The organism is Aridibaculum aurantiacum (genome assembly GCF_017355875.1).
Lineage (GTDB): Bacteria > Bacteroidota > Bacteroidia > Chitinophagales > Chitinophagaceae > Segetibacter > Segetibacter aurantiacus.
Genome location: NZ_JAFEWC010000003.1, coordinates 225097 through 246602 on the forward strand (window position 1 = coordinate 225097; position 21506 = coordinate 246602).

Sequence of the window (21506 nt, forward strand, 5' to 3'; positions counted from 1 at the left end):
TACTTATTACTACTACAGAAACGAATGACGAAACAGGAATATAAAGCAGAGGTACAGGAAGAGCTGAAGAATATACTCGACTATTGGATGAAGCATACAGTAGATGTTGCCAATGGCGGCTTTGTGGGAAGAGTGAACAATGACAATGAGGTAGATGTGAAAGCACCTAAAGGATCAGTTCTGAACAGCCGGCTCTTATGGACTTTTTCAGCTGCTTATAATCTTAATAAGAATGTGCAGTACCTGCAAATGGCAGAACGTGCATATAAGTACATCCGCAATTATTTCATAGATAAAAAGTTTGGTGGCGTGTATTGGACGGTGGATCACAGGGGTGATGCACTGGATACAAAAAAGCAGGTATACGCCTTGTCTTTCGCTATATATGGACTGAGTGAATATGCCAAAGCTGCTGAAGATAATGATGCAAAAGAACTAGCTATCTCACTGTATAAAGACATTTTGAAACATAGCTATGATAGTAAGTATGGTGGCTACATAGAAGCTTACACCAGAGAGTGGCAAGAGATAGAAGATCTTCGGCTAAGTGATAAAGATGCCAATGAGAAAAAGACCATGAACACGCACCTGCATGTGCTGGAAGGTTTCGCCAACCTATACCGCGTTTGGCCAGATGCAGGATTGAAAGAAAAGATAGCTGAGCTCATTCATAATTTTTTAGATCATATCATAGATAAGGAAACGAATCACCTGCGCCTGTTCTTTAGCGAAGACTGGACATCGAAAGGTAATATGGTATCGTATGGACACGATATAGAAGCAGCTTGGCTGGTACATGAAGCAGCTGAAATAATTCAGGATCATAACCTGGTGCAAGCGTTAAAAGAAAAAGCAAAAACACTAGCCGATGCTGCTGCAAGAGGTTTAGATAAAGATGGAGGACTATGGTATGAAAAGGAGGGAGAACATCTTGTAAAAGAAAAACACTGGTGGCCACAGGCTGAAGCCATGGTTGGCTTTTACAATGCTTACCAGGTGAGTGATGAGGAAGATTACCTGCAGAAGTCTATTGCGAGTTGGCAATTCATCAAGCGTCACATAAAAGACCATAACAAAGGTGAATGGTATTGGGGAGTGACTGAAGACTATAGCATCATGGAAGGACAGGATAAAGCCGGGTTGTGGAAATGTAATTACCATAATGGACGCGCATGTATTGAGATCATAAACAGGATTAAATAAATAACCAATAACGAAAGCTTAAGTAAACCAATATGAATAACAGGAGAAGCATACTGCTGGCTATATCAACTGCAATATTTTTTATAACACCAAGTAGTAAGACAATGGCTCAGCTAAATTCCGCTACAGAAGCTAAGATTACCAACCTGCTAAAACAGATGAGCCTGGAAGAAAAGGTGGGCCAGATGGCGCAGGTGGCTATTGACCAGATCGGCAATGTAAATTATGCAACCAAGACTTTTACGCTGGATGAGAATAAGCTGCGTGATGTAGTGGTGAAGTACAAAGTAGGTTCTATATTGAATACGCCTCCGAGCATCTTATTATCTGCACAGGAGTGGAATAAAGTAGTTAGTGACATTCATAATGCTGCGCAGCAAAACAAGCTGAAGATCCCTGTTATCTATGGCCTTGACCAAATACATGGCGCCAGCTATGTAAAAGGCTTTACATCCTTCCCGCAGGAGATAGGACAGGCTGCAACATGGAACAGGCAGCTGGTCCACCAGGGTGCTGTGGTGACAGCTTATGAAAGCCGCGCTGCCGGTGTGCCGTGGACATTCTCTCCTGTACTTGACCTTGGCACCAATCCAATGTGGCCACGCATATGGGAAACATTTGGTGAGGACCCATACCTAATTAGTGAGTTGGGTGCAGCTTATGTACGTGGTGCACAAGATCCGATTGGTAGTAAAGAAAAACTATCTGTAAGCCTGAAACATTACCTGGCTTATTCTGATCCTAAATATGGTAAAGACAGGACCAATGCATGGATACCTGAGCATTACCTGCGTGAGTATCACCTGCCACCATTTGCTGCTGCTGTAAAAGCAGGTGCACGTAATGTAATGGTTAATTCTGCCCTTATCAATGGCATTCCAACACACATGAATAAGTACCTGCTTACCGATGTGCTGAAGAATGAACTTGGCTTTACAGGCTTCATCGTTACCGATTGGCAGGACGTAGAGAACATAGCCAAGCGTGACCGTATTGCAAAAGACAATAAGGAAGCGTTGATGCTTTGTATCAATGCCGGGATAGACATGAGCATGATACCATACAACTACAAAGAATTTTGTGATGACCTGGTTGCATTGGTTAAAGAAGGGAAAGTAACACAGGCACGTATTGACGATGCGGTGCGCAGGGTATTGCGTGTGAAGTATGAGTTGGATCTTTTCAATACTCCTGTAACAACTGCAGGTAACTATTCAAAATTTGGAAGTGCTGATTTTGCAAGAAGTGCATACAATACAGCTGCAGAATCTATCACGCTGCTGAAGAATGAGAACAATGCTTTACCACTGGCTACTTCAACTAAGATATTGGTAACAGGTCCGAATGCTAATTCAATGCGCGTGCTGAATGGTGGCTGGAGCTATACATGGCAAGGCGAAAGAACAGATGAATTCACCAAAGAACACAACACCATTTTGGAAGCTGTTCAAAAGAAGTTTGGCAATGGAAATGTAACTTTTGCTGAAGGTGTTGCTTACAAAATGCAAGGCAAATATTGGGAAGACAGTGTAGTGAATATAGACGCCGCAGTAGCTGCTGCACGCAATGCTGATGTTGTACTGCTATGTATTGGCGAGAACAGTTATACAGAAACACCAGGCAACCTGAATGAACTCAATCTTTCTGATAACCAACTAGCGCTTGCAAGAGCCATGATGCAAACAGGGAAGAAAGTGGTGCTGGTATTGAGTGAAGGTCGTCCTCGTATTATAAGTCAAATAGAACCAGGCGCTGCTGCTATTGTGAACATATACTTGCCTGGCAACTATGGTGGTGATGCATTGGCTGATGTATTATCAGGTGACGTGAACCCAAGTGGTAAACTACCAATTACCTACCCTCGTTATGCAAATTCTCTGACGCCATACATTCACAAGCATTCTGACCAGATAGCCAACCCGCAAGGCGCTTATGATTATTCTGCAGACTTTAACCCGCAGTATGCCTTTGGTCATGGCTTGTCGTATACCAGCTTTACCTATAGCAATCTTACTACTGATAAAAAAGCTTATTCACCTGCTGAAACCATCACCATTACAGCTACTGTAACCAATACAGGTAACAGGGAAGGAAAAGAGGTTGTGCAGTTGTATATATCTGATGAGATCGCTTCGCTTACACCTGATGTAAAAAGATTGAGAGGTTTTGATAAGATAAATCTAAAGGCTGGTGAGAGCAGGCAGGTGACGTTCAAAATTCCTGTGAAGGACCTTGCTTTTGTAAACACCAACAACAAGCGTGTTGTAGAGCAAGGTGATTTTAAAATACAGGTAGCAGGTTTGAATACTACTGTTATAGTGAACAAGACGCAGGTGTATTAGTAGTGCTAGTAGTAAGTGAAACTGTGGTTGCATAATGATTTGTGGATTAAGTGTGCGACCCCGAAAAGACGGGGCAGGCAGCAAGGATGATGTCATTGCAACTAATGCTCGTGCCATGATGAAAGCCTTTATCAGCAACGGTTCCACCGCACGATGTACTGGTGTTGCGTTTAACTGCTATCAAATAAAATTGATTGATGAAGAATTTTATTCTACTGCTTAGCGTGTTTGTTTCAATGATGGCGCATGCGAATGTGCGGCTGCCCAACATCATTAGCAGCAATATGGTATTGCAGCAAAGTAGCAACGTTAGATTATGGGGGTGGGCCGAGCCTGGTGAAATGATCTACATCACCACATCGTGGAATAATAAAACAGATTCTGTAAAAGGAGATGGACATGCGAAGTGGCAAATAAAGCTACCTACACCGAAAGCAGGTGGTCCATACACCATTACACTAAAAGGGCAGAATACAATTGTTCTTGAGAATGTACTGGTAGGTGAAGTATGGGTTTGCTCCGGCCAATCTAACATGGAAATGAACTACTACTGGGGGCTGCCGCAGATGAAGGAAGATATTCCTGTTGCTGCTAATCCTAACCTTCGCTTCTTTCACATTGCACGTAAATCGGCTGAAGCACCACAGGAAAACTCAGAAGGTGCTTGGATGGCTAGTGATACCAACAATGTAAAATGGTTTAGCGCGGTTGCTTATTATTTCGGCAAGAAGCTATATGCTGAAATGAATGTGCCCATCGGCCTGGTACATGCCAGTTGGGGTGGGATACCTGCAGAAGCATTTACACCTGCAGAGATTGTTAACAGCAATGAAAGATTGAAATCAGCAGCTGCTAAACAAGAGCCTAAGCCATGGTGGCCGGTAACGCCCGGCCTTGCTTACAATGCAATGATTGCTCCACTTACCAACTACAACATTGCAGGAGCTATCTGGTACCAGGGCGAAAGCAACACCGGTACTGCAAGGACGTATAAAGAGCTGTTCTCAGCAATGATACAATCGTGGCGCAATAAGTGGAACAACGAGTTTCCATTTTACTATGTACAACTGGCGCCGCACGCATATGGAAATCGTAACATAGCTGCACTGCTTCGTGAGGCGCAGCAGCAAACGCTATCAGTACCTAAAACAGGAATGGTAGTTACCACAGATCTTGCGCATGATACAGCTGATATACATCCCATCAAAAAACGTGATGTTGGTTATCGATTAGCCAACCTTGCTTTACACCTGACATATGTAACTGATACTACTGATGCTAACAGTCCGATGTACAGCAGCATGCAAATAAATAAGAACAAAGTGACCTTGCATTTTCAGCATGCGCAGTACGGTCTGCAACAGCAAGGCAAAGTGATCACAGGTTTTTCAATAGCCGGAGCAGATAAAGTTTTCTATCCTGCAGAGGCTGCAATCAAAGGAAATACAATAGTCGTTACGAATAAAACTGTTGCTCAGCCTGTAGCTGTTCGTTATGCTTTTAGCAATACTGCCATTGGTAATGTTTTCAATAAAATTGGTTTACCTCTTGCTCCGTTCAGAACGGATGATTGGGAGGTAGATACTTCATCAATAAAATAGAAACTTATGCGCCTGGTACTTCTTGTGTGTTTGTTGCTTTCCATGGTTGTAAATGCGCAACCGGTAAAGCAGCACGGTAAACTAAAAGTGAAGGGTGTACAGTTAGTAGATGAAAAAGGCAAGCCTGTTGTACTGCGCGGGATGAGCTTTGGTTGGCACAACTTCTGGCCACGGTTTTACAATAAGGAAGCAGTAAAATGGTTGGCGAAGGATTGGAAATGCAACGTAGTTCGTGCGGCAATGGGTATAGAACCAAATGGTGGATACCTGAAGGACCCGGAAGGTTCTAAAGCAAAAATAGAAGCTGTTGTAGATGCGGCCATTGAAGCAGGTATCTATGTAATCATCGATTGGCACAGCCATAATATCCAAACCAAAGAGGCCAAAAAGTTTTTCATGGAGATGGCTACCAAGTATGGCAAGTATCCAAATGTTATTTACGAAATATTCAACGAGCCTGATAAGGAAACTTGGCAAGAAGTAAAAGCATATTCTGCAGAAATCATTGAAGCCATCAGTGGTATTGATGGTGATAACATCATTCTTGTTGGTAACCCGCATTGGGACCAGGACATTCATATTGTTGCCGATGATCCATTGAAGGGCTATAGCAACATCATGTACACCGTTCATTTTTATGCAGCCACCCATAAACAGGAGCTAAGGGACAGGTGCAACGATGCATTGAAAAAAGGCATTCCTATCTTCATTTCTGAGTCAGCAGGTATGGAAGCCAGTGGTGATGGTGCCCTGGATAATGAGGAATGGATGAGATGGATAGAATGGTGCGAACAGAATAAGATCAGCTGGGTTACATGGTCAGTATCTGATAAAGATGAAACATGTTCGGTGCTTAAGAAAGGAGCAAGTGCTACAGGCGGTTGGAAAGAAAGTGACCTGAAAGAATCAGGAATAAGATCAAGAGAACTTTTACGGAAGTATAACAAGCGAATGAAATAAATGAAGGGTGATGATGATGTACAACTATAGAATTTTGTTACTACTGGTTGCACTTGTTTTATCAGGATGCAGTGCAATGCGTAGAGCTGGTTCTACTTCTAATGTTTTGGCTGCTTCTGCCTTACATCCTTATGGCAGAACCATCACTACTGAACAGGGTGGACTGGAGTTGATCAGTTCAGCAGCGCATGTTGGTTTTTCTTTTACGGGTAAAGAATGTATCATTCATGCTTCCATCAATAATTCTTCGGGTCATAATTATCTTCAATACGAACTGGATGGTGTTTATCAAAAACGTATTAGAATTAATGGAAGCAATAACCAGCCTATTACCATAACGGCTAATGATGAAGGCACTCATACTGTGTGGTTGTACAAAGCAACTGAGGCGCATACTGGTCCTGTGTATATACAACAGGTTACTGCAAAGAACATAGCGCCTTTAGTGAAACCTATAGCACCAATTATTGAGTTCATTGGCAACAGCATTACATGTGGTGCTGCTGCCGACCCATCGGAAGTGCCATGCGGTGAAGGCCAATACCATGACCAGCACAATGCTTACATGGCTTATGGACCGCGTGTAGCAAGGGCTTTAGGAACCGACTATGTAGTAAGCAGTGTAAGCGGTATTGGCATTTATAGAAACTGGAACAGTAATGGGCCAAACATGCCGCAGGTGTATGAGAATGCTGACTTCCAGGTAAACAGTGATCGCAAGTGGAACTTCAATGCATATAAACCTGCTATCGTAAGTATTGCTTTAGGCACCAACGACTATAGCAATGGTGATGGAAAGAAAGCACGCCTGCCTTTTGACAGCGCAAGCTTTGTAAACAACTACATTCCATTCGTTCAACTGGTGCGGTCAAAATATCCTGCTGCTCAGATACTATTGCTCAGCAGCCCAATGGTTGGTGGTGACAGAAGAACAACATTACAAAATTGTATAGCTGCTGTAAAAGCAAGTGTGGATAAGCTTTATCCAGCTGCAAAGCCTGTTAATGTATACTTCTTCAAAGAGATGAAAGCACGAGGTTGTACCGGTCATCCAAGTGTAGAAGACCATGCAATACTTGCTGAAGAACTGCTGCCTGTTTACCGACAGCTATTGTAGCCAAAAAAACCTAACATGATTAAGATGAACCTACGAAGCCAAAGCACGATTTTAATGTTCCTGCTGCTATTTACGAGCATAGCACATGCTACTCCTGTAGTTCCTTTTACCAAGATGGCAGATGGTATTATCATTTACCCGGCGCAACAATACCCTGGCAGTGCACATGCTGTAAGGCTGCAGGTCATCAACAACTCCATCATTCGGGTAACTGCGTCGCCTGCTAAAGAAATGCCGCAAGTGCAAAGCCTGGTGACGATCTATCCCACCACACAAACATCTGGTTTTACTATAACCAATACTGCAAACGAAGTGCGGCTTGCTACGCCTTTTATAACAGCTGTTGCTTCATTGCAAACCGGTGCTGTTGCTTTCTTTGACAAAGCAGGCAAACAAATTATAGCGGAGCGTGCAGCTGCAAAACAACTACTTCCTGTGACCTTTGAAGGGCAGCGCTCGTACAACATCATCCAAACATTTGAGACAAAACCCGGGGACGCTATCTACGGTCTTGGCCAGCACCAGGATGATGTTTACAACTACATGGGACAGCAGGTGACCATGTTTCAAAACAATACAGAAGTGGCCATTCCATTTCTTGTTTCACCCAACAACTATGGTATCCTTTGGGATAATTATTCTATAACAAAAGCTGGAGACGTAAGGGAATATCTTCCGCTTTCTTCTTTACAACTATTTGCTAAAACTGGTGAAGAAGGTTGGCTGACTGCCTCGTATGCAAATGATAAAACAAAATCGGATGATGTAGTGCTTACCCGTGCAGAGACCACCATTGATATGGAGTTTGTAAACGATTCAAAGCTAAAGCTGCCAGCTGAATTCAAAACTGAGAATGGGTCTGTAACGTGGCAAGGAAGTATAGCAAGCTCATTCAGCGGCAATCACAAGATGAGGTTTACCTATGGTGGTTATCTAAAGGTTTGGCTGAACAATAAGCTGGTGCTAGACAGGTGGAGAAGAGCATGGAATCCTGCGCCTGCATTGTTGGATGTGGCAATGCAAAAAGGCCAGAAGCAATCAATAAAAATCGAATGGATACCTGAAGGATCAGAATCTTATATCTCACTTAAATGGCAGGAGCCTGTACCAACAGCAGATGCCAATACATTCAGTTTCTCTTCTGAAGCTGGTAAGCATATGGATTATTACTTCGTGTATGGTAAGAACATTGACGAAGTTATAAGCGGCTACAGAACATTAACTGGTAAAGCTCCTATAGTTCCGAAATGGGCAATGGGATTTTGGCAAAGCCGTGAACGATACAAAACACAGGAAGAGTTGCTGAATGTTGTAGCTGAATTTCGCAAGAGAAAAATTCCACTTGATAACATTGTACTCGATTGGTTTTACTGGAAGGAAAATGACTGGGGCAGCCAGGAGTTTGATGCCGCTCGTTTTCCTTCGCCAGATAGTATGATAAAGGTGTTGCACAACCAGTACAATACGAAGCTGATGATATCGGTATGGCCAAAATTTTATGAAGGCATACCTGCTTATAATGACTTCAATAAAAGGGGTTGGTTGTACAAGCGCAACATTGCCGACAGGCAAAAAGATTGGGTTGGCCCTGGCTATACTTCTACATTTTATGATGCTTTCAATCCTGAAGCACGTAAGGCTTTCTGGAACCTCATTCACAGCAAGATCTATACAAAGGGCATTGATGCATGGTGGATGGATGCAAGCGAACCCGACCTGTTATCCAACGTTTCGCCACAGCGAAGGAAAGAACAGATGACACCAGTGTCTGCAGGACTGGTGGCCGAATATGTAAATGCTTATCCATTGCAAAATGCAAAAGGTATATATGAAGGCCAGCGCTCTGTTGATAACAACAAACGTGTGTTCCTGCTTACACGTTCAGGCTTTGCCGGTTCGCAACGGTATGCTGCTGCTATATGGAGTGGCGACATAGGTGCACGCTGGCATGATATGAAAGCACAGATAGCTGCCGGTGTAAATTTTTCTATGTCTGGGCTGCCTTACTGGACCATGGACATTGGTGGCTTTGTAGTAGAGAACAGGTATGAAAGACCGACTGCAACAGATACAGAAGAGTGGCGTGAACTGAATACAAGGTGGTTCCAGTTTGGTGCGTTCACACCACTGTTCAGGGTGCATGGCCAGTATCCATTCCGCGAAGTTTTCAACATAGCACCGGAAGATCATCCTGCCTATAAAAGCATGGTGTACTACAACAGGCTCCGTTACCGTTTGCTGCCTTACATCTATTCACTGGCAGGCGCCAGCTATCATAACAACTACACTATGATGCGCGGTTTGGTGATGGATTTTGCCGCAGATAAAAAAGTGCATTCCATAGGCGATCAGTATATGTTTGGACCATCGCTACTCATCAATCCTGTGTATGAATACAAGGAGAGGAGGAAGCAACTATACTTGCCTGCAGGAAGCGGCTGGTACGACTTGTATTCAGGTAAATATTTTGCCGGTGGACAATCTATAAATGTAGATGCGCCTTATGAAACCATGCCTGTGTTTGTAAAAGAAGGTTCCATTATTCCTTTCGGTCCGGAGCTGCAGTATACTTCTGAAAAACGTGCAGATACCATCACCCTCTTTGTGTATACAGGCAGAGATGCTTCTTTTAATTTGTATGAAGATGAAGATGTGAATTACAATTATGAGAAGGGCCAGTATAGCAATATTTCATTTACTTACAACGAAAAGACGAAGCAGCTGACCATTGGTGAAAGAAAAGGAAGTTTCAACGGCATGCTAACCAACAGGACGTTCAGGGTGATATGGGTAAATAAGAATGCAGCCAAGCCACTAGACTTTGAACAAGCTGCGGCTACTACAGTTCGATACAATGGTAGTGCTGTGAAAGTGACGCAGTCAAATAGGTAAAGGCGGTCTAAAATCATTAATATGAAACAGTGCCTACAGGTTTTTCTTCACCAACTAGCAATATGGCTATTGATAAGTAGCATTGGCTGCAAAAAAGCCATTAGCAATACTGGAGGTAGTGGCAGTGGTGGTACAGACACGACTACGCGAACCGATCCGCCGGTAGCTGCCACCATAGGCTTTTTCATGGACGATTGGTTACCGAGAAATTTTACAGCACCTGCATATATTGATACTACTGTTCCAGCTACAGCCAGCTATAACATCACGGTCAATAATGCTACTGTCATCAGTAAAATTCCACCTACACTTTTTGGAAACAATACAAACACCTGGATGACGCAGATGGTAACGGAGCCAACTCTACTGAATCATATCACGCAGTTGAAGCCGGGATATTTAAGAGGTCCGGGCGGCAGCATCAGCGACATCTTTTTTTGGAATGCTAATAGGAATAGCCCGCCTGCAGATGCCCCTGTTACTTTCGTAAAGGCTGATGGAACTACAGAAGCTGCTAACTTCTGGTATGGCAAGAACACTGACCATTGGACGATGTCGGTAAACAATTACTACAACGTATTGCAGCAAACCAATAGCAAGGGCATCATCACAGTCAATTATGGTTATGCCCGTTATGGCACCAGCAGCAATCCAGTGGCTGCGGCTGCACACCTGGCTGCAGACTGGGTGCGATTTGATAATGGAAGAACGAAGTATTGGGAGGTAGGAAATGAAAATTTTGGAGAATGGGAAGCGGGCTATCGAATAAATCTTGCCAACAATAAAGATGGCCAACCAGAAATAATAACCGGTGATCTGTACGGCAGGCATTTTAAAGTTTTTGCCGACTCCATGCGCAAGGCAGCACAGGAAATAGGTTCATCTATAAAAATAGGCGCTGTGCTGGTAGAAGCTACACCTCAGGCATGGAATACCAATACTATTAAAACATGGAATGCAGGAGTGCTTACGCAGGCAGGTAATGTTGCTGATTTTTTTGTTGTGCATAACTACTTCACCAATTTTAACACGAATGCACCTGCTGCTGAGATACTTGCCACAGCGGCTACAGAAAGCAGCAAGATGATGAGCTATGTAAAGCAGTCATTGCAAAATGCAGGCTTGCCTAATAAGCCTGTTGCGCTCACTGAATGGAATATTTTTTCAACAGGCTCTATGCAGCAGGTATCGCATATAGCGGGTGTACATGCTGTAATGGTGTTAGGGGAGTTAATAAAAAACGGCTATGGGCAGGCCAGCAGGTGGGATCTTGCAAACGGCTGGGACAATGGGAATGATCATGGCTTGTTCAACATAGGAGATGAGCCAGGCGGTGTGCCTAAATGGAACCCGCGTCCTGCTTTCTATCACATGTACTTCTTTCAAAAGATGCTGGGCGACAGGTTGATTTCTTCCACTACTACGAACCAATCTATATTCGACACCTACGCTTCTTCTTTCACCTCAGGGGAGGTTGGAGTGACGATAGTCAATAAGTCTACACAGGCACATACGGTGTCCATACAAGTACAAAATTTCCAGGTCGGCAACAGGTACTACTGGTACACATTGGCTGGAGGAACAGATAATGGTGAACTTTCACGAAAGGTATTTGTGAATGGAAGAGGAACAACACATGCATCAGGCGGTCCAGCTGATTATGCAACATCAAAGGCTTATGCTGCAGGTACACAAAACGGAATAAGGGTAACTGTGCCTGCACGTGGAGTCGTGAATTTGGTCATCGAAAAGAAATAGACATGAAAGGAATTATCACAATGCTGCTGCTGGTGCTATCATTCATTGGTACACATGCACAACATACCTCACGACAAGATTTCACCAGCAATTGGAAGTTCAGGTTAGACAGCACTGGCTCTTATCATCATAATGGTGTTGATGATGCACAGTGGCGCACACTGAACCTGCCGCACGATTGGAGTATAGAAGGCACATTCAGTAAAGATCATCCTGCCACTGCGGGTGGTGGTGCATTGCCTGGTGGCACTGGCTGGTATCGCAAACATTTCAACTTGCCTGCAACAGATAAGGGTAAAACAATCCTGATACATTTTGATGGCATATATAAGAACGCAGAAGTTTGGGTGAATGGAAACTATGTTGGCAAACGTCCTAATGGTTATATCAGCTTCCATTACGACATCACACCGCACCTGGTGTATGGCGGAGCAAATGTAGTAGCGGTGAAAGTGGATAATTTAAAACAACCAAACTCGCGTTGGTATTCCGGCTCAGGTATATATCGCAATGTATGGTTGACTAAACTGGATAAGCTTCACGTAGAGCAGTGGGGCACTTTTGTTACTACGCCTAAAGTATCAAATCAATCAGCCACTGTTTCTATAGAAACAAATGTGCGCAATCAATATGCATTCAATAAAGCCTTTGTTTTAAATACAACCATCTACAAAGCTACTGGTGGAGTTGCAGCAAGGGCAAGTACCAAAGCCAATGCAGGAAGTAAAATAACAGCAGCACATAAGCAGGTGCTAGAAATAAAACAGCCACACCTGTGGTCGGTTGATAACCCTTACCTGTACAAAGTGGTTTCGCAGGTGGTGGTAAATGGGAAAGTTGTAGACACTTATGAAACACCATTAGGCATTCGCTATTTCCACTTTTCACCAACAAAGGGTTTTAGCTTAAATGGAAATTCATTAAAAATTCGTGGCGTATGTAATCATCATGATCTTGGAGCTTTGGGTGCAGCCATCAACACTCGTGCATTGGAGCGCCAGCTGGAACTGTTGAAAGCAATGGGTTGTAATGGTATTCGCACAGCACATAACCCGCCAGCGCCTGAGCTGCTGGAGCTTTGCGATAAGATGGGCTTCATTGTAATGAACGAGACGTTTGATATGTGGGAGAAGCAAAAGTCGCCATTTGATTATCACCTCGATTGGCATGAGTGGCACAAGCAGGATCTGACAGACCATGTGCTGCGGGATAGAAATCATCCATCTGTGTTTGTTTGGAGTGTGGGTAATGAAATAGGTGAACAATGGGGTGATGAAAAGAAAGCGGATACATCAGGAAGAAGGATAGCAAGAGCGTTGGTGTCTATTGTGAAAAGTATAGATACAACAAGAGAGATTGTAACAGCAAACAATGAAACCGGTGAATGGAACCAGTTGATCCGTTCAGGTGCTTTTGAAATGATTGGCTATAACTATCATCATGATGAGTGGGCGAAGGTGCCTGAGCGATATCCGGGTAAAACATTCATTGTAACAGAGAGTACCTCAGCATTGCAAACAAGAGGGCACTACGACCATCTTCCATTTGATAGTATACGCCGCTGGCCCAAGCGATGGGATATTGCATTTACACATCCTGAAGGTGCTTATACCGTTTCTGCTTATGATAACGTAAGCACACCTTGGGGCTCTACCCACGAAGAAAGTCTGAAGGCACTGAAGCAGCCACATGTTTCTGGTATGTACATATGGACGGGCTTCGATTATTTAGGCGAGCCTACACCTTATAGCTGGCCTGCTCGCAGTTCGTATTTCGGCATCATTGATCTTGCTGGCTTTCCTAAGGATGTATACTACTTATACCAAAGCGAGTGGACCAGCAAGCCGGTGCTGCACATATACCCGCACTGGACCTGGAAGCAGGGTGATACAGTAGACGTGGTAGCGTATTATAACAATGCAGATGAAGTAGAGCTATTGCTCAATGGAAAGTCGTTGGGTAAAAGAGCTAAGACAGGAGATAACCTGCATGTAAAATGGCGTGTTCTTTATGAACCAGGCAAGCTGGAAGCTATATCAAGATTGAATGAGAGAGAAGTATTGAGAAAAGAAATAAAGACAGCAGGTAAGCCAGCAAGAGTGAATTTGAAAGCAGACAGGAATACAATTGCTGCCGATGGTAAAGACCTGTCTTTTGTAACAGCAACCATTGTGGACAAGGATGGCGTGATGGTGCCAACTGCAAACCATCTCATCAAATTTAAAGTAGATGGCGCCGCTTTTATTGCTGGTGTAGACAGTGGTGATCCTGTAAGTCACGAGCCATTTAAAGCCGATAAACATACAGCACTGAATGGACTTGCATTAGCCATATTGCAATCAACGGGTGCCAAAGGAAAGGCCACACTTACAGCAAGCGTAGAAGGATTAGAATCATCAACGATAACAATACAAACGAGATAACCCCTTAACAGGCACTACTGCAGAAGTGTGGTGGTGCTTTCTTTTGTACATGATAAAGCTGCAGTACATATTGATCGCCTTTTGTTGTTTGTTTCTTACAACGGCAACACTCAATGCCCAATCAAATCATGATCTGAAGCTTTGGTACAATAAGCCCGCAGCCAATTGGAATGAAGCGCTGCCTGTTGGAAATGGCAGGTTAGGTGCAATGGTCTTTGGTGGTGTTGCAAACGAGCGACTTCAATTAAATGAAGAAACGGTATGGACAGGAAAAGATGTTGACTTTGTAAACCCGCAATCAAAGGCTGCACTGCCTGAAGTAAGAAGGTTGTTATTTGCCGGAAAATATATTGAGGCGCAACAACTGGCGCAGGAAAAGATGATGGGCGACAAAAAGGTGGGCAGCACTTACCAAACGTTAGGAGATCTCAATTTTGAATTCAATCTCCCGGCAACCAACATTACTAACTACCGACGGGAACTGGATATTGATTCTGCTATTGCAAAAATCAGTTTTACTAGTGGTGGTATTAATTATGATCGGGAAGTGTTTTCAAGTGCACCAGCCAATGCACTGTATATGCGACTTACTGCGAGTAAGAAAGCATCAATCAATTTCACATTACATCTAAGCCGGCCAGGAAACAAAGCCAGCATTAAAGCTATTGACAACGATATGCTGATGACAGAGCATGTGGGTGATGGTGTAGGTGTGCGTATGGCTACACGTGTAAAAGTAATTACAGAAGGTGGAACAGTAAGCGTAGTGGGTAACAGTCTAAAAGTAGATAATGCTGATGCCGTAACGGTAGTGCTTACTGCTGCTACTGATTATCGCGGGGAAGACCCTGAAACTATATCTGCACGAGAAATGAATCTTGCTGTAAAAAAGGATTTTGCAACTATCAAGCAAGCGCACATTTCTGATTATCAAAAGTATTTTAAGCGTGTTGATATACATCTTGGTGCAAAGGCAGTCGATCTTCCAACTGATGAAAGACTGGCAGCAGTGCAGGCTGGCAAAATGGATGCGCAACTGCTTGCTTTGTATTACCAGTTTGGCAGGTATTTGCTCATCAGTAGTTCGCGACCTGGTGGATTGCCTGCCAACCTGCAGGGTATCTGGGCGGATGGTTTGTACCCGCCTTGGAGTGCAGATTACCACATCAACATCAACATACAGATGAACTACTGGCTGAGCGAGATCACCAACCTGCCAGAGATGCATGATCCTTTCCTCCAGTTCATCAATGCTTTGATTAAAGATGGTAAGAAGACAGCAAGAAACATGTATGGTGTGGGTGGAGCTATGGCTCATTTTACTACCGATGCATGGCATTTTACAGAAACGTATGGTAAGACACAATGGGCAATGTGGCCAATGGGTTTAGCATGGAGTGCACAGCATTTATGGGAGCATTATTTGTTCAGCGAAGACAAAAAATACCTGGCAGCAAATGCTTATCCTACCTTGAAAGAAGCTGCACAGTTTTGCATGGAATGGCTGGTAAAAAATCCTACTACTAATGCGTTGGTATCAGGTCCATCTATCTCTCCTGAAAATACTTTTAAAACAAAAACAGGTGAAGTAGCAACCATGGTCATGGGTCCAACCATGGATCACATGATCATACGTGATCTATTTACAAACACGATAGCGGCATCCACCATCTTACAAAAGGATGAATCATTCAGGCTTCAATTAAAGAAGATACTAAGACAACTGGCACCAACAAAGATTGGCAGTGATGGCCGCATTATGGAGTGGACAGAAGAGTTTGAAGAAGCAGAACCTGGTCACCGGCATATATCGCATTTATTTGGTTTGCACCCCGGAAGAGAAATAACAAGAGAAACGCCTGCACTTCTTGCAGCTGCGCGTAAAACAATTGATTACCGCCTAACAAATGGAGGCGGTCATACAGGCTGGAGCCGCGCATGGATCATCAACTTTTTTGCACGCTTACACGATGGTAATGCTGCCTATGAGAACCTGGTGGCCTTGCTTCAAAAATCCACCCTTCCTAATTTATTTGATAACCATCCTCCCTTTCAAATTGATGGAAATTTTGGTGCTACAGCAGGTATAACCGAGATGTTAATACAAAGTCATGCAGGAGAGATAGAACTATTGCCGGCATTGCCTGCAGCATGGCCTACAGGTCATGTAAAAGGGCTGGTTGCCCGTGGAGGTTTTGAAATAAATATGAACTGGAATGAGGGGAAACTAACGCAGGTGACTGTACTATCTAAACTAGGTAACAAGTGTAAGATCAGGTACGGTAATAAGTTGATAAACTTGAATACAAAAAAAGGAAGGAAATATCAAGTGAAACAATTGATGTAAGTCTTAGATAAAAATATAAAAGAATGGTTTTTCAAATATTAAGATCCTATACAAAGTATGTTATACTGGTGTGCGTTACGGTATTGGTAACGGCTGCTTCCATAGCGCAACGAGCAAAAGTCTATCAACTTACCTCACCGGATAATAAGATTAAGGTGCAGGTAAATGCAGGTGCCGATGTTACATGGGCTATTGATCATGAAAATACAAAGGTGTTATCTCCATCTGCTATCAGCCTTGTTACAACAACGGGTGTACTAGGAAAAAATACAGTTTTAAAGAGTGCAAAAAGCACAACAGTAAATTCAAAAATCAATCCGCCTGTTTACAAAAAAGCTACAGTTATTGATCATTACAACCAGCTTATTTTAAACTTCAAGGGAGACTATAGCATCGTGTTCAGGGCATATAATGATGGTGCAGCATATCGTTTTATTTCTGGTAAAAAAGATAGTCTAACTATACAAGCAGAACAGTGCGACCTGAAATTTGACAGCGACTATCAAACCTTTGTTTCTTACGTAAGAGAACCGCGTCATGCAGGTGATCAATTTCAAACATCCTTTGAAAACCTGTACAATGAGAATCTGATTTCTGCATTTTTAAAAGACTCACTTGGCATGTTGCCAATGCTTGTTGGATTACGTGATGGTAAGAAGGCTGTAATGTTAGAAGCAGACCTTGAAGATTACCCAGGCATGTATGTGGCCTTGAACGATAAACAGGTAAATAGCTTTAAAGCTGTTCATGCTCCTTACCCTGCATCTGAACAAGCAGGAGGCTTCAATAATATGAACTTTATTGTGACGAGCAGGGCGAACTATATTGCAAGAACAAGTGGTACAAGGAGCTTCCCCTGGAGAGCGATCGTTATAAGCAGCAGCGATAAAGAGCTTGCAAATAATGATATGGTTTATAAGCTTGCATCTCCTTCACGACTTGATGATATATCATGGATACGGCCGGGAAAAGTAGCCTGGGATTGGTGGAACGATTGGAATATTTCGCATGTTGATTTCAGGGCTGGAATAAATACACCAACTTATAAATACTACATAGATTTTGCTGCGGCTAATAATATTGAGTACATAGTGATGGATGAAGGTTGGAGTGAGAGTACTGACATTGGGAAAATCTCTCCACGTATCAACCTGCAGGAGATCATTGATTACGGGAAGCAGAAGAACGTTGATGTAATTCTTTGGGCAACATGGTATGCTTTGAATGGAAGGTTAGATGAGGTATTCTCGAAGTATGCTAATATGGGCGTGAAAGGTTTCAAGATAGACTTCCTGGACCGCGACGACCAGAAGATGGTAGCTTCTACTTATGAAATAGCACGTAAGGCAGCAGCATATAAACTGCTGGTTGATCTTCATGGGATATACAAGCCCACAGGCTTGCAAAGAACGTATCCTAACGTTATAGGCTTTGAAGGAGTAAGAGGTTTGGAAAATGCCAAGTGGGCACCAAGTGATGATGTTCCCCGATACGATGTAACCCTTCCATTTATTCGAATGATGGCTGGCGCAGTTGATTATACGCCCGGCGCAATGCGCAATGCCACCAAAGCAAATTTTCGTGCTATTCATTCTATGCCCATGAGTCAGGGAACGAGATCCCATCAGCTTGCTATGTATATCGTTTTTGAAGCACCACTCGGCATGTTATCAGATAATCCAACGGCTTATATGAAGGAGCAGGAAAGCACAAAATTTATTTCTGCTATACCTACTGTATTTGATGAAACAGTTGCTCTTGATGGTAAACTAGGTGACTATATTTCTATAGCAAGAAGAAAGGGTAGTACATGGTATGTAGGTGCTATGACCAATTGGAATGAGCGTGATCTTACCATAGATCTTTCTTTCTTAGATGATGGCGTGTACGAAGCAGAGATATTTAAAGATGGTATAAACGCTGATCGTGATGCCACAGATTATAAACGTGAAGTACTCAGGGTTTCAAAAAAAGATAAGCTACAGCCTAAGCTAATGGCTGGTGGTGGATGGGCCGCAATTTTTCAAAAGATCAATTAAGAAATTATGAGAAGATGTATAACAAGTGTGATGGTTATTGCTGCACTTACTGCAGGAGAGGTGCAAGCACAACAAGTAACAGATAGGATCAAGCTAAACCAGGTAGGGTTTTATCCTGCTGCCAGTAAAGTAGCTATTGTAACAGGAAGTACCCCAGCTGGTAGTTTCTACATTACCACCACCAATCTTACCGATACATTATTCACTGGTAAGCTTGGCCAGGAAATGCAATCCAAAAATTCTTCTACCACCACCCGCATTGCAGATTTTTCATCTTTTCAGAAACAAGGAAGCTATGTGGTGTTGGTACCAAGTGTTGGACATTCTTATGTTTTTCAAATAGCTAATAATGTACATCGTAGTGCAGCCATTGCTGGCTTAAAAGGATTTTATTACCAGCGTGTGTCTATGCCGCTTGAAGAGCAGTATGCAGCCAAGTGGCACCGCTCTGCTGGTCACCCTGATGATGTGGTGTATGTGCACCCTTCTGCAGCTTCTAAAGAACGTCCTGCAGGCACTATCATCTCATCGCCGGGTGGTTGGTACGATGCAGGTGATTACAATAAGTACATTGTGAACTCAGGCATTACAATGGGTACTATGTTCTCAGCATACGAGGACTTTCCAAAATACTTTGACAACCTGGTAGCAAACATTCCGGAATCTAAGAATGCTGTTCCCGATCTGTTGGATGAACTGGTATACAACCTGCGCTGGATGCTGACCATGCAGGATCCTAATGATGGTGGCGTATATCATAAATGTACCAATGCAGCTTTTGATGGAATGGTGATGCCGGGTGTAACCAAAGCACCGCGTTATGTAGTGCAAAAGGGTACAGGAGCTGCACTTGATTTTGCAGCAGTGACCGCACAGGCTGCAAGGGTGTTGCGTAAGTATAATAAACAACTGCCAGGCTTAGCGGATAGTTGTTTACAAGCTTCTATCAAAGCATGGCAATGGGCATTGAAAAATCCGAATGTGCAATATGAGCAGAACGAGTTTAACAAGACCATGAAGCCTGAGATAACTACAGGTGGCTATGGAGACAGGAGGTTTACAGATGAATTTACTTGGGCTGCTGCTGAGTTATTTATCACCACAAAAAACAAAACATATTTTGATGCTTATGTAAAACATAAAGCTGATTCAGTATCGCTGCCGGGCTGGCCTAATGTAGAAATGCTGGGGCACTATACCATGCTTCGTTTTGCTGCTTCTTTACCAAGCTATGCGAAAGTAGTTGTTCAGCCTTTAAAACAGCAGCTAAAGCAGTTGGCTGATAAATATGTTGCCAATGCTTCTGAAAATGCTTTTCAAACGGTGATGGGCGGCAGCCGCAGAGAGTTTAACTGGGGCAGTAACTCAGGTGCAGCCAACCAGGGAATTCTTTTGATCAATGCTTACCTGCACACAAAAGATCCTAAGTATCTTAAGCATGCAGTATCCAATCTTGATTATTTGTTGGGAAGAAATGCAACTGGCTTTTCCTTCCTTACTGGCTATGGCAGCAAGTCTACCATGAACCCGCACCACCGTCCGTCGGCTGCAGATGGTATTATAGAGCCAGTGCCGGGCTTGCTGGCAGGTGGACCTAACCCGGGAAAGCAAGATGATTGTAAATATGAATTTTCTGAGCCTGAAACTGCTTATGCTGATATTGAATGTTCTTATGCAACCAACGAAATAGCCATCAACTGGAACGCGCCTTTTGTTTATTTAGCACATGCTTTAGAAGCGTTGCAGAAGGAGCTGCGGTAGAGGTGTATAAATGCAGATGAGCAGGCTTTTTCCAATAGATATACAGCCTGCTCATCTATTATGTTGTTACTTCAGTATCTCATCTATTTGCTGCAGTTCCTCTTTTTCAAAATGAAGATTATTCAGTGCCTGCAGCGCATCTGTCACCTGTTCGGCTTTGCTGGCTCCTAGTATTAATGAAGTTACTCTTTCATCTTTAAGCACCCATGCAAGTGCCATCTGCGCAAGTGTTTGTCCGCGTTGACGTGCCACTTCATTCAGCTGCCTTACTTTACCTAATACTTCTTCTGTAATAGCATCTCCTGTAATGGCACCATTGGGTAACATTCTGCCAGCACGTGAAGCAGCAGGAATACCGTTCAAATATTTATCGGTAAGAAGACCTTGTGCGAGGGAAGAAAATGCAATACAACCTACACCTTCATTACCCAGCAGGTCGAGCAGGCCTTCTTCTACATTTCTAACAAACATCGAATACTTAGGCTGGTGAATGACACAAGGCGTACCGAGATGCCTCAATACTTTTAATGCTTCAGCTGTTTGTTTGGTATCATAACTGGAAATGCCAACATATAGCGCTTTGCCCTGCCTTACAATAAGGTCAAGTGCAGACATAGTTTCTTCAATAGGCGTATTAGGATCAGGCCGATGATGATAGAATATATCAACATAGTCCAGTCCCATTCGCTTCAGGCTTTGGTCAAGGCTCGCTACCAGGTACTTCTTACTTCCCCAGTCACCATAGGGGCCATCCCACATCTTATAACCAGCCTTTGTTGAAATGATTAACTCATCGCGGTTGGGCCTGAAATCATCTTTGAATATTTTTCCAAATGTTTCTTCTGCAGTGCCAGGAGGCGGTCCATAATTATTGGCAAGATCAAAATGTGTTATGCCACTATCAAAAGCAGTATGCATTATCTGCTTACAGTTGTTGATGGCATCCACTTCACCGAAGTTGTGCCATAAGCCTAATGATATTGCAGGTAACATTAAGCCGCTCCTGCCACTTCTTCTATACTGCATACTATTGTACCTGTTGATGTCAGCCTGGTAATTCATC

At 43.2% G+C, this 21506-nt stretch carries 12 protein-coding genes; 11 read left to right on the top strand and 1 reads right to left on the bottom strand.

Annotated features, from left to right (window positions below; all coding sequences use genetic code 11):
- Nucleotides 1–24 precede the first annotated feature (24 nt).
- The 11 genes from J4N22_RS14765 to J4N22_RS14815 all read left to right on the top strand — a co-directional run bounded on the left by J4N22_RS14765 (nt 25) and on the right by J4N22_RS14815 (nt 20443).
- Nucleotides 25–1203: an AGE family epimerase/isomerase gene (locus tag J4N22_RS14765; RefSeq protein ID WP_207495803.1), complete on the top strand. Its 1179-nt coding sequence runs from the start codon at nt 25–27 to the stop codon at nt 1201–1203.
- Nucleotides 1204–1235: 32 nt separating this feature from the next.
- Complete coding sequence (locus J4N22_RS14770) at nt 1236–3545, top strand: glycoside hydrolase family 3 N-terminal domain-containing protein (RefSeq protein ID WP_207495809.1); 2310 nt, start codon at nt 1236–1238, stop codon at nt 3543–3545.
- A 197-nt stretch (nt 3546–3742) separates the two neighbouring features.
- Nucleotides 3743–5146, top strand: coding sequence for a sialate O-acetylesterase (locus tag J4N22_RS14775; protein WP_207495811.1), 1404 nt, complete (start codon nt 3743–3745; stop codon nt 5144–5146).
- Between the two features lie 6 nt (nt 5147–5152).
- Nucleotides 5153–6106, top strand: coding sequence for a glycoside hydrolase family 5 protein (locus J4N22_RS14780; RefSeq protein WP_207495813.1), 954 nt, complete (start codon nt 5153–5155; stop codon nt 6104–6106).
- A gap of 10 nt (nt 6107–6116) precedes the next feature.
- Nucleotides 6117–7223 carry an SGNH/GDSL hydrolase family protein gene (locus J4N22_RS14785; protein WP_207495816.1) on the top strand — a complete coding sequence of 369 codons (1107 nt, stop codon included), beginning with the start codon at nt 6117–6119 and terminating at the stop codon, nt 7221–7223.
- Between the two features lie 15 nt (nt 7224–7238).
- On the top strand, nt 7239–10115 hold the full coding sequence (locus J4N22_RS14790; protein WP_242692243.1) for a glycoside hydrolase family 31 protein: 2877 nt from the start codon (nt 7239–7241) through the stop codon (nt 10113–10115).
- A 21-nt stretch (nt 10116–10136) separates the two neighbouring features.
- On the top strand, nt 10137–11873 hold the full coding sequence (locus J4N22_RS14795) for an alpha-L-arabinofuranosidase (protein ID WP_207495818.1): 1737 nt from the start codon (nt 10137–10139) through the stop codon (nt 11871–11873).
- A 2-nt stretch (nt 11874–11875) separates the two neighbouring features.
- On the top strand, nt 11876–14296 hold the full coding sequence (gene galB / locus J4N22_RS14800) for a beta-galactosidase GalB (protein WP_207495820.1): 2421 nt from the start codon (nt 11876–11878) through the stop codon (nt 14294–14296).
- Nucleotides 14297–14345: 49 nt separating this feature from the next.
- Entirely contained in the window at nt 14346–16643 is a 2298-nt protein-coding gene (locus tag J4N22_RS14805) for a glycoside hydrolase family 95 protein (protein ID WP_207495821.1), read from the top strand.
- Nucleotides 16644–16666: 23 nt separating this feature from the next.
- Nucleotides 16667–18682, top strand: a complete 2016-nt coding sequence (locus tag J4N22_RS14810; RefSeq protein ID WP_207495822.1) for a retaining alpha-galactosidase — start codon at nt 16667–16669, stop codon at nt 18680–18682.
- A gap of 6 nt (nt 18683–18688) precedes the next feature.
- On the top strand, nt 18689–20443 hold the full coding sequence (locus tag J4N22_RS14815) for a glycoside hydrolase family 9 protein (RefSeq protein WP_207495823.1): 1755 nt from the start codon (nt 18689–18691) through the stop codon (nt 20441–20443).
- A gap of 66 nt (nt 20444–20509) precedes the next feature.
- Here the strand turns inward: J4N22_RS14815 and mgrA are convergent, their stop codons facing one another.
- Nucleotides 20510–21505, bottom strand: a complete 996-nt coding sequence (gene mgrA / locus J4N22_RS14820) for an L-glyceraldehyde 3-phosphate reductase (RefSeq protein ID WP_207495824.1) — start codon at nt 21503–21505, stop codon at nt 20510–20512.
- Between the last annotated feature and the right edge of the window lies 1 nt (nt 21506).

Excerpts from the sequence above, each read along its gene's own strand:
- J4N22_RS14765 (WP_207495803.1), top strand. The coding sequence starts at position 25 with ATGACGAAACAGGAATATAAAGCAGAGGTACAGGAAGAGCTGAAGAAT.
- J4N22_RS14770 (WP_207495809.1), top strand. The coding sequence starts at position 1,236 with ATGAATAACAGGAGAAGCATACTGCTGGCTATATCAACTGCAATATTT.
- J4N22_RS14775 (WP_207495811.1), top strand. The coding sequence starts at position 3,743 with ATGAAGAATTTTATTCTACTGCTTAGCGTGTTTGTTTCAATGATGGCG.
- J4N22_RS14780 (WP_207495813.1), top strand. The coding sequence starts at position 5,153 with ATGCGCCTGGTACTTCTTGTGTGTTTGTTGCTTTCCATGGTTGTAAAT.
- J4N22_RS14785 (WP_207495816.1), top strand. The coding sequence starts at position 6,117 with ATGATGATGTACAACTATAGAATTTTGTTACTACTGGTTGCACTTGTT.
- J4N22_RS14790 (WP_242692243.1), top strand. The coding sequence starts at position 7,239 with ATGATTAAGATGAACCTACGAAGCCAAAGCACGATTTTAATGTTCCTG.
- J4N22_RS14795 (WP_207495818.1), top strand. The coding sequence starts at position 10,137 with ATGAAACAGTGCCTACAGGTTTTTCTTCACCAACTAGCAATATGGCTA.
- galB (WP_207495820.1), top strand. The coding sequence starts at position 11,876 with ATGAAAGGAATTATCACAATGCTGCTGCTGGTGCTATCATTCATTGGT.
- J4N22_RS14805 (WP_207495821.1), top strand. The coding sequence starts at position 14,346 with ATGATAAAGCTGCAGTACATATTGATCGCCTTTTGTTGTTTGTTTCTT.
- J4N22_RS14810 (WP_207495822.1), top strand. The coding sequence starts at position 16,667 with ATGGTTTTTCAAATATTAAGATCCTATACAAAGTATGTTATACTGGTG.
- J4N22_RS14815 (WP_207495823.1), top strand. The coding sequence starts at position 18,689 with ATGAGAAGATGTATAACAAGTGTGATGGTTATTGCTGCACTTACTGCA.
- mgrA (WP_207495824.1), bottom strand. The coding sequence starts at position 21,505 with ATGAATTACCAGGCTGACATCAACAGGTACAATAGTATGCAGTATAGA.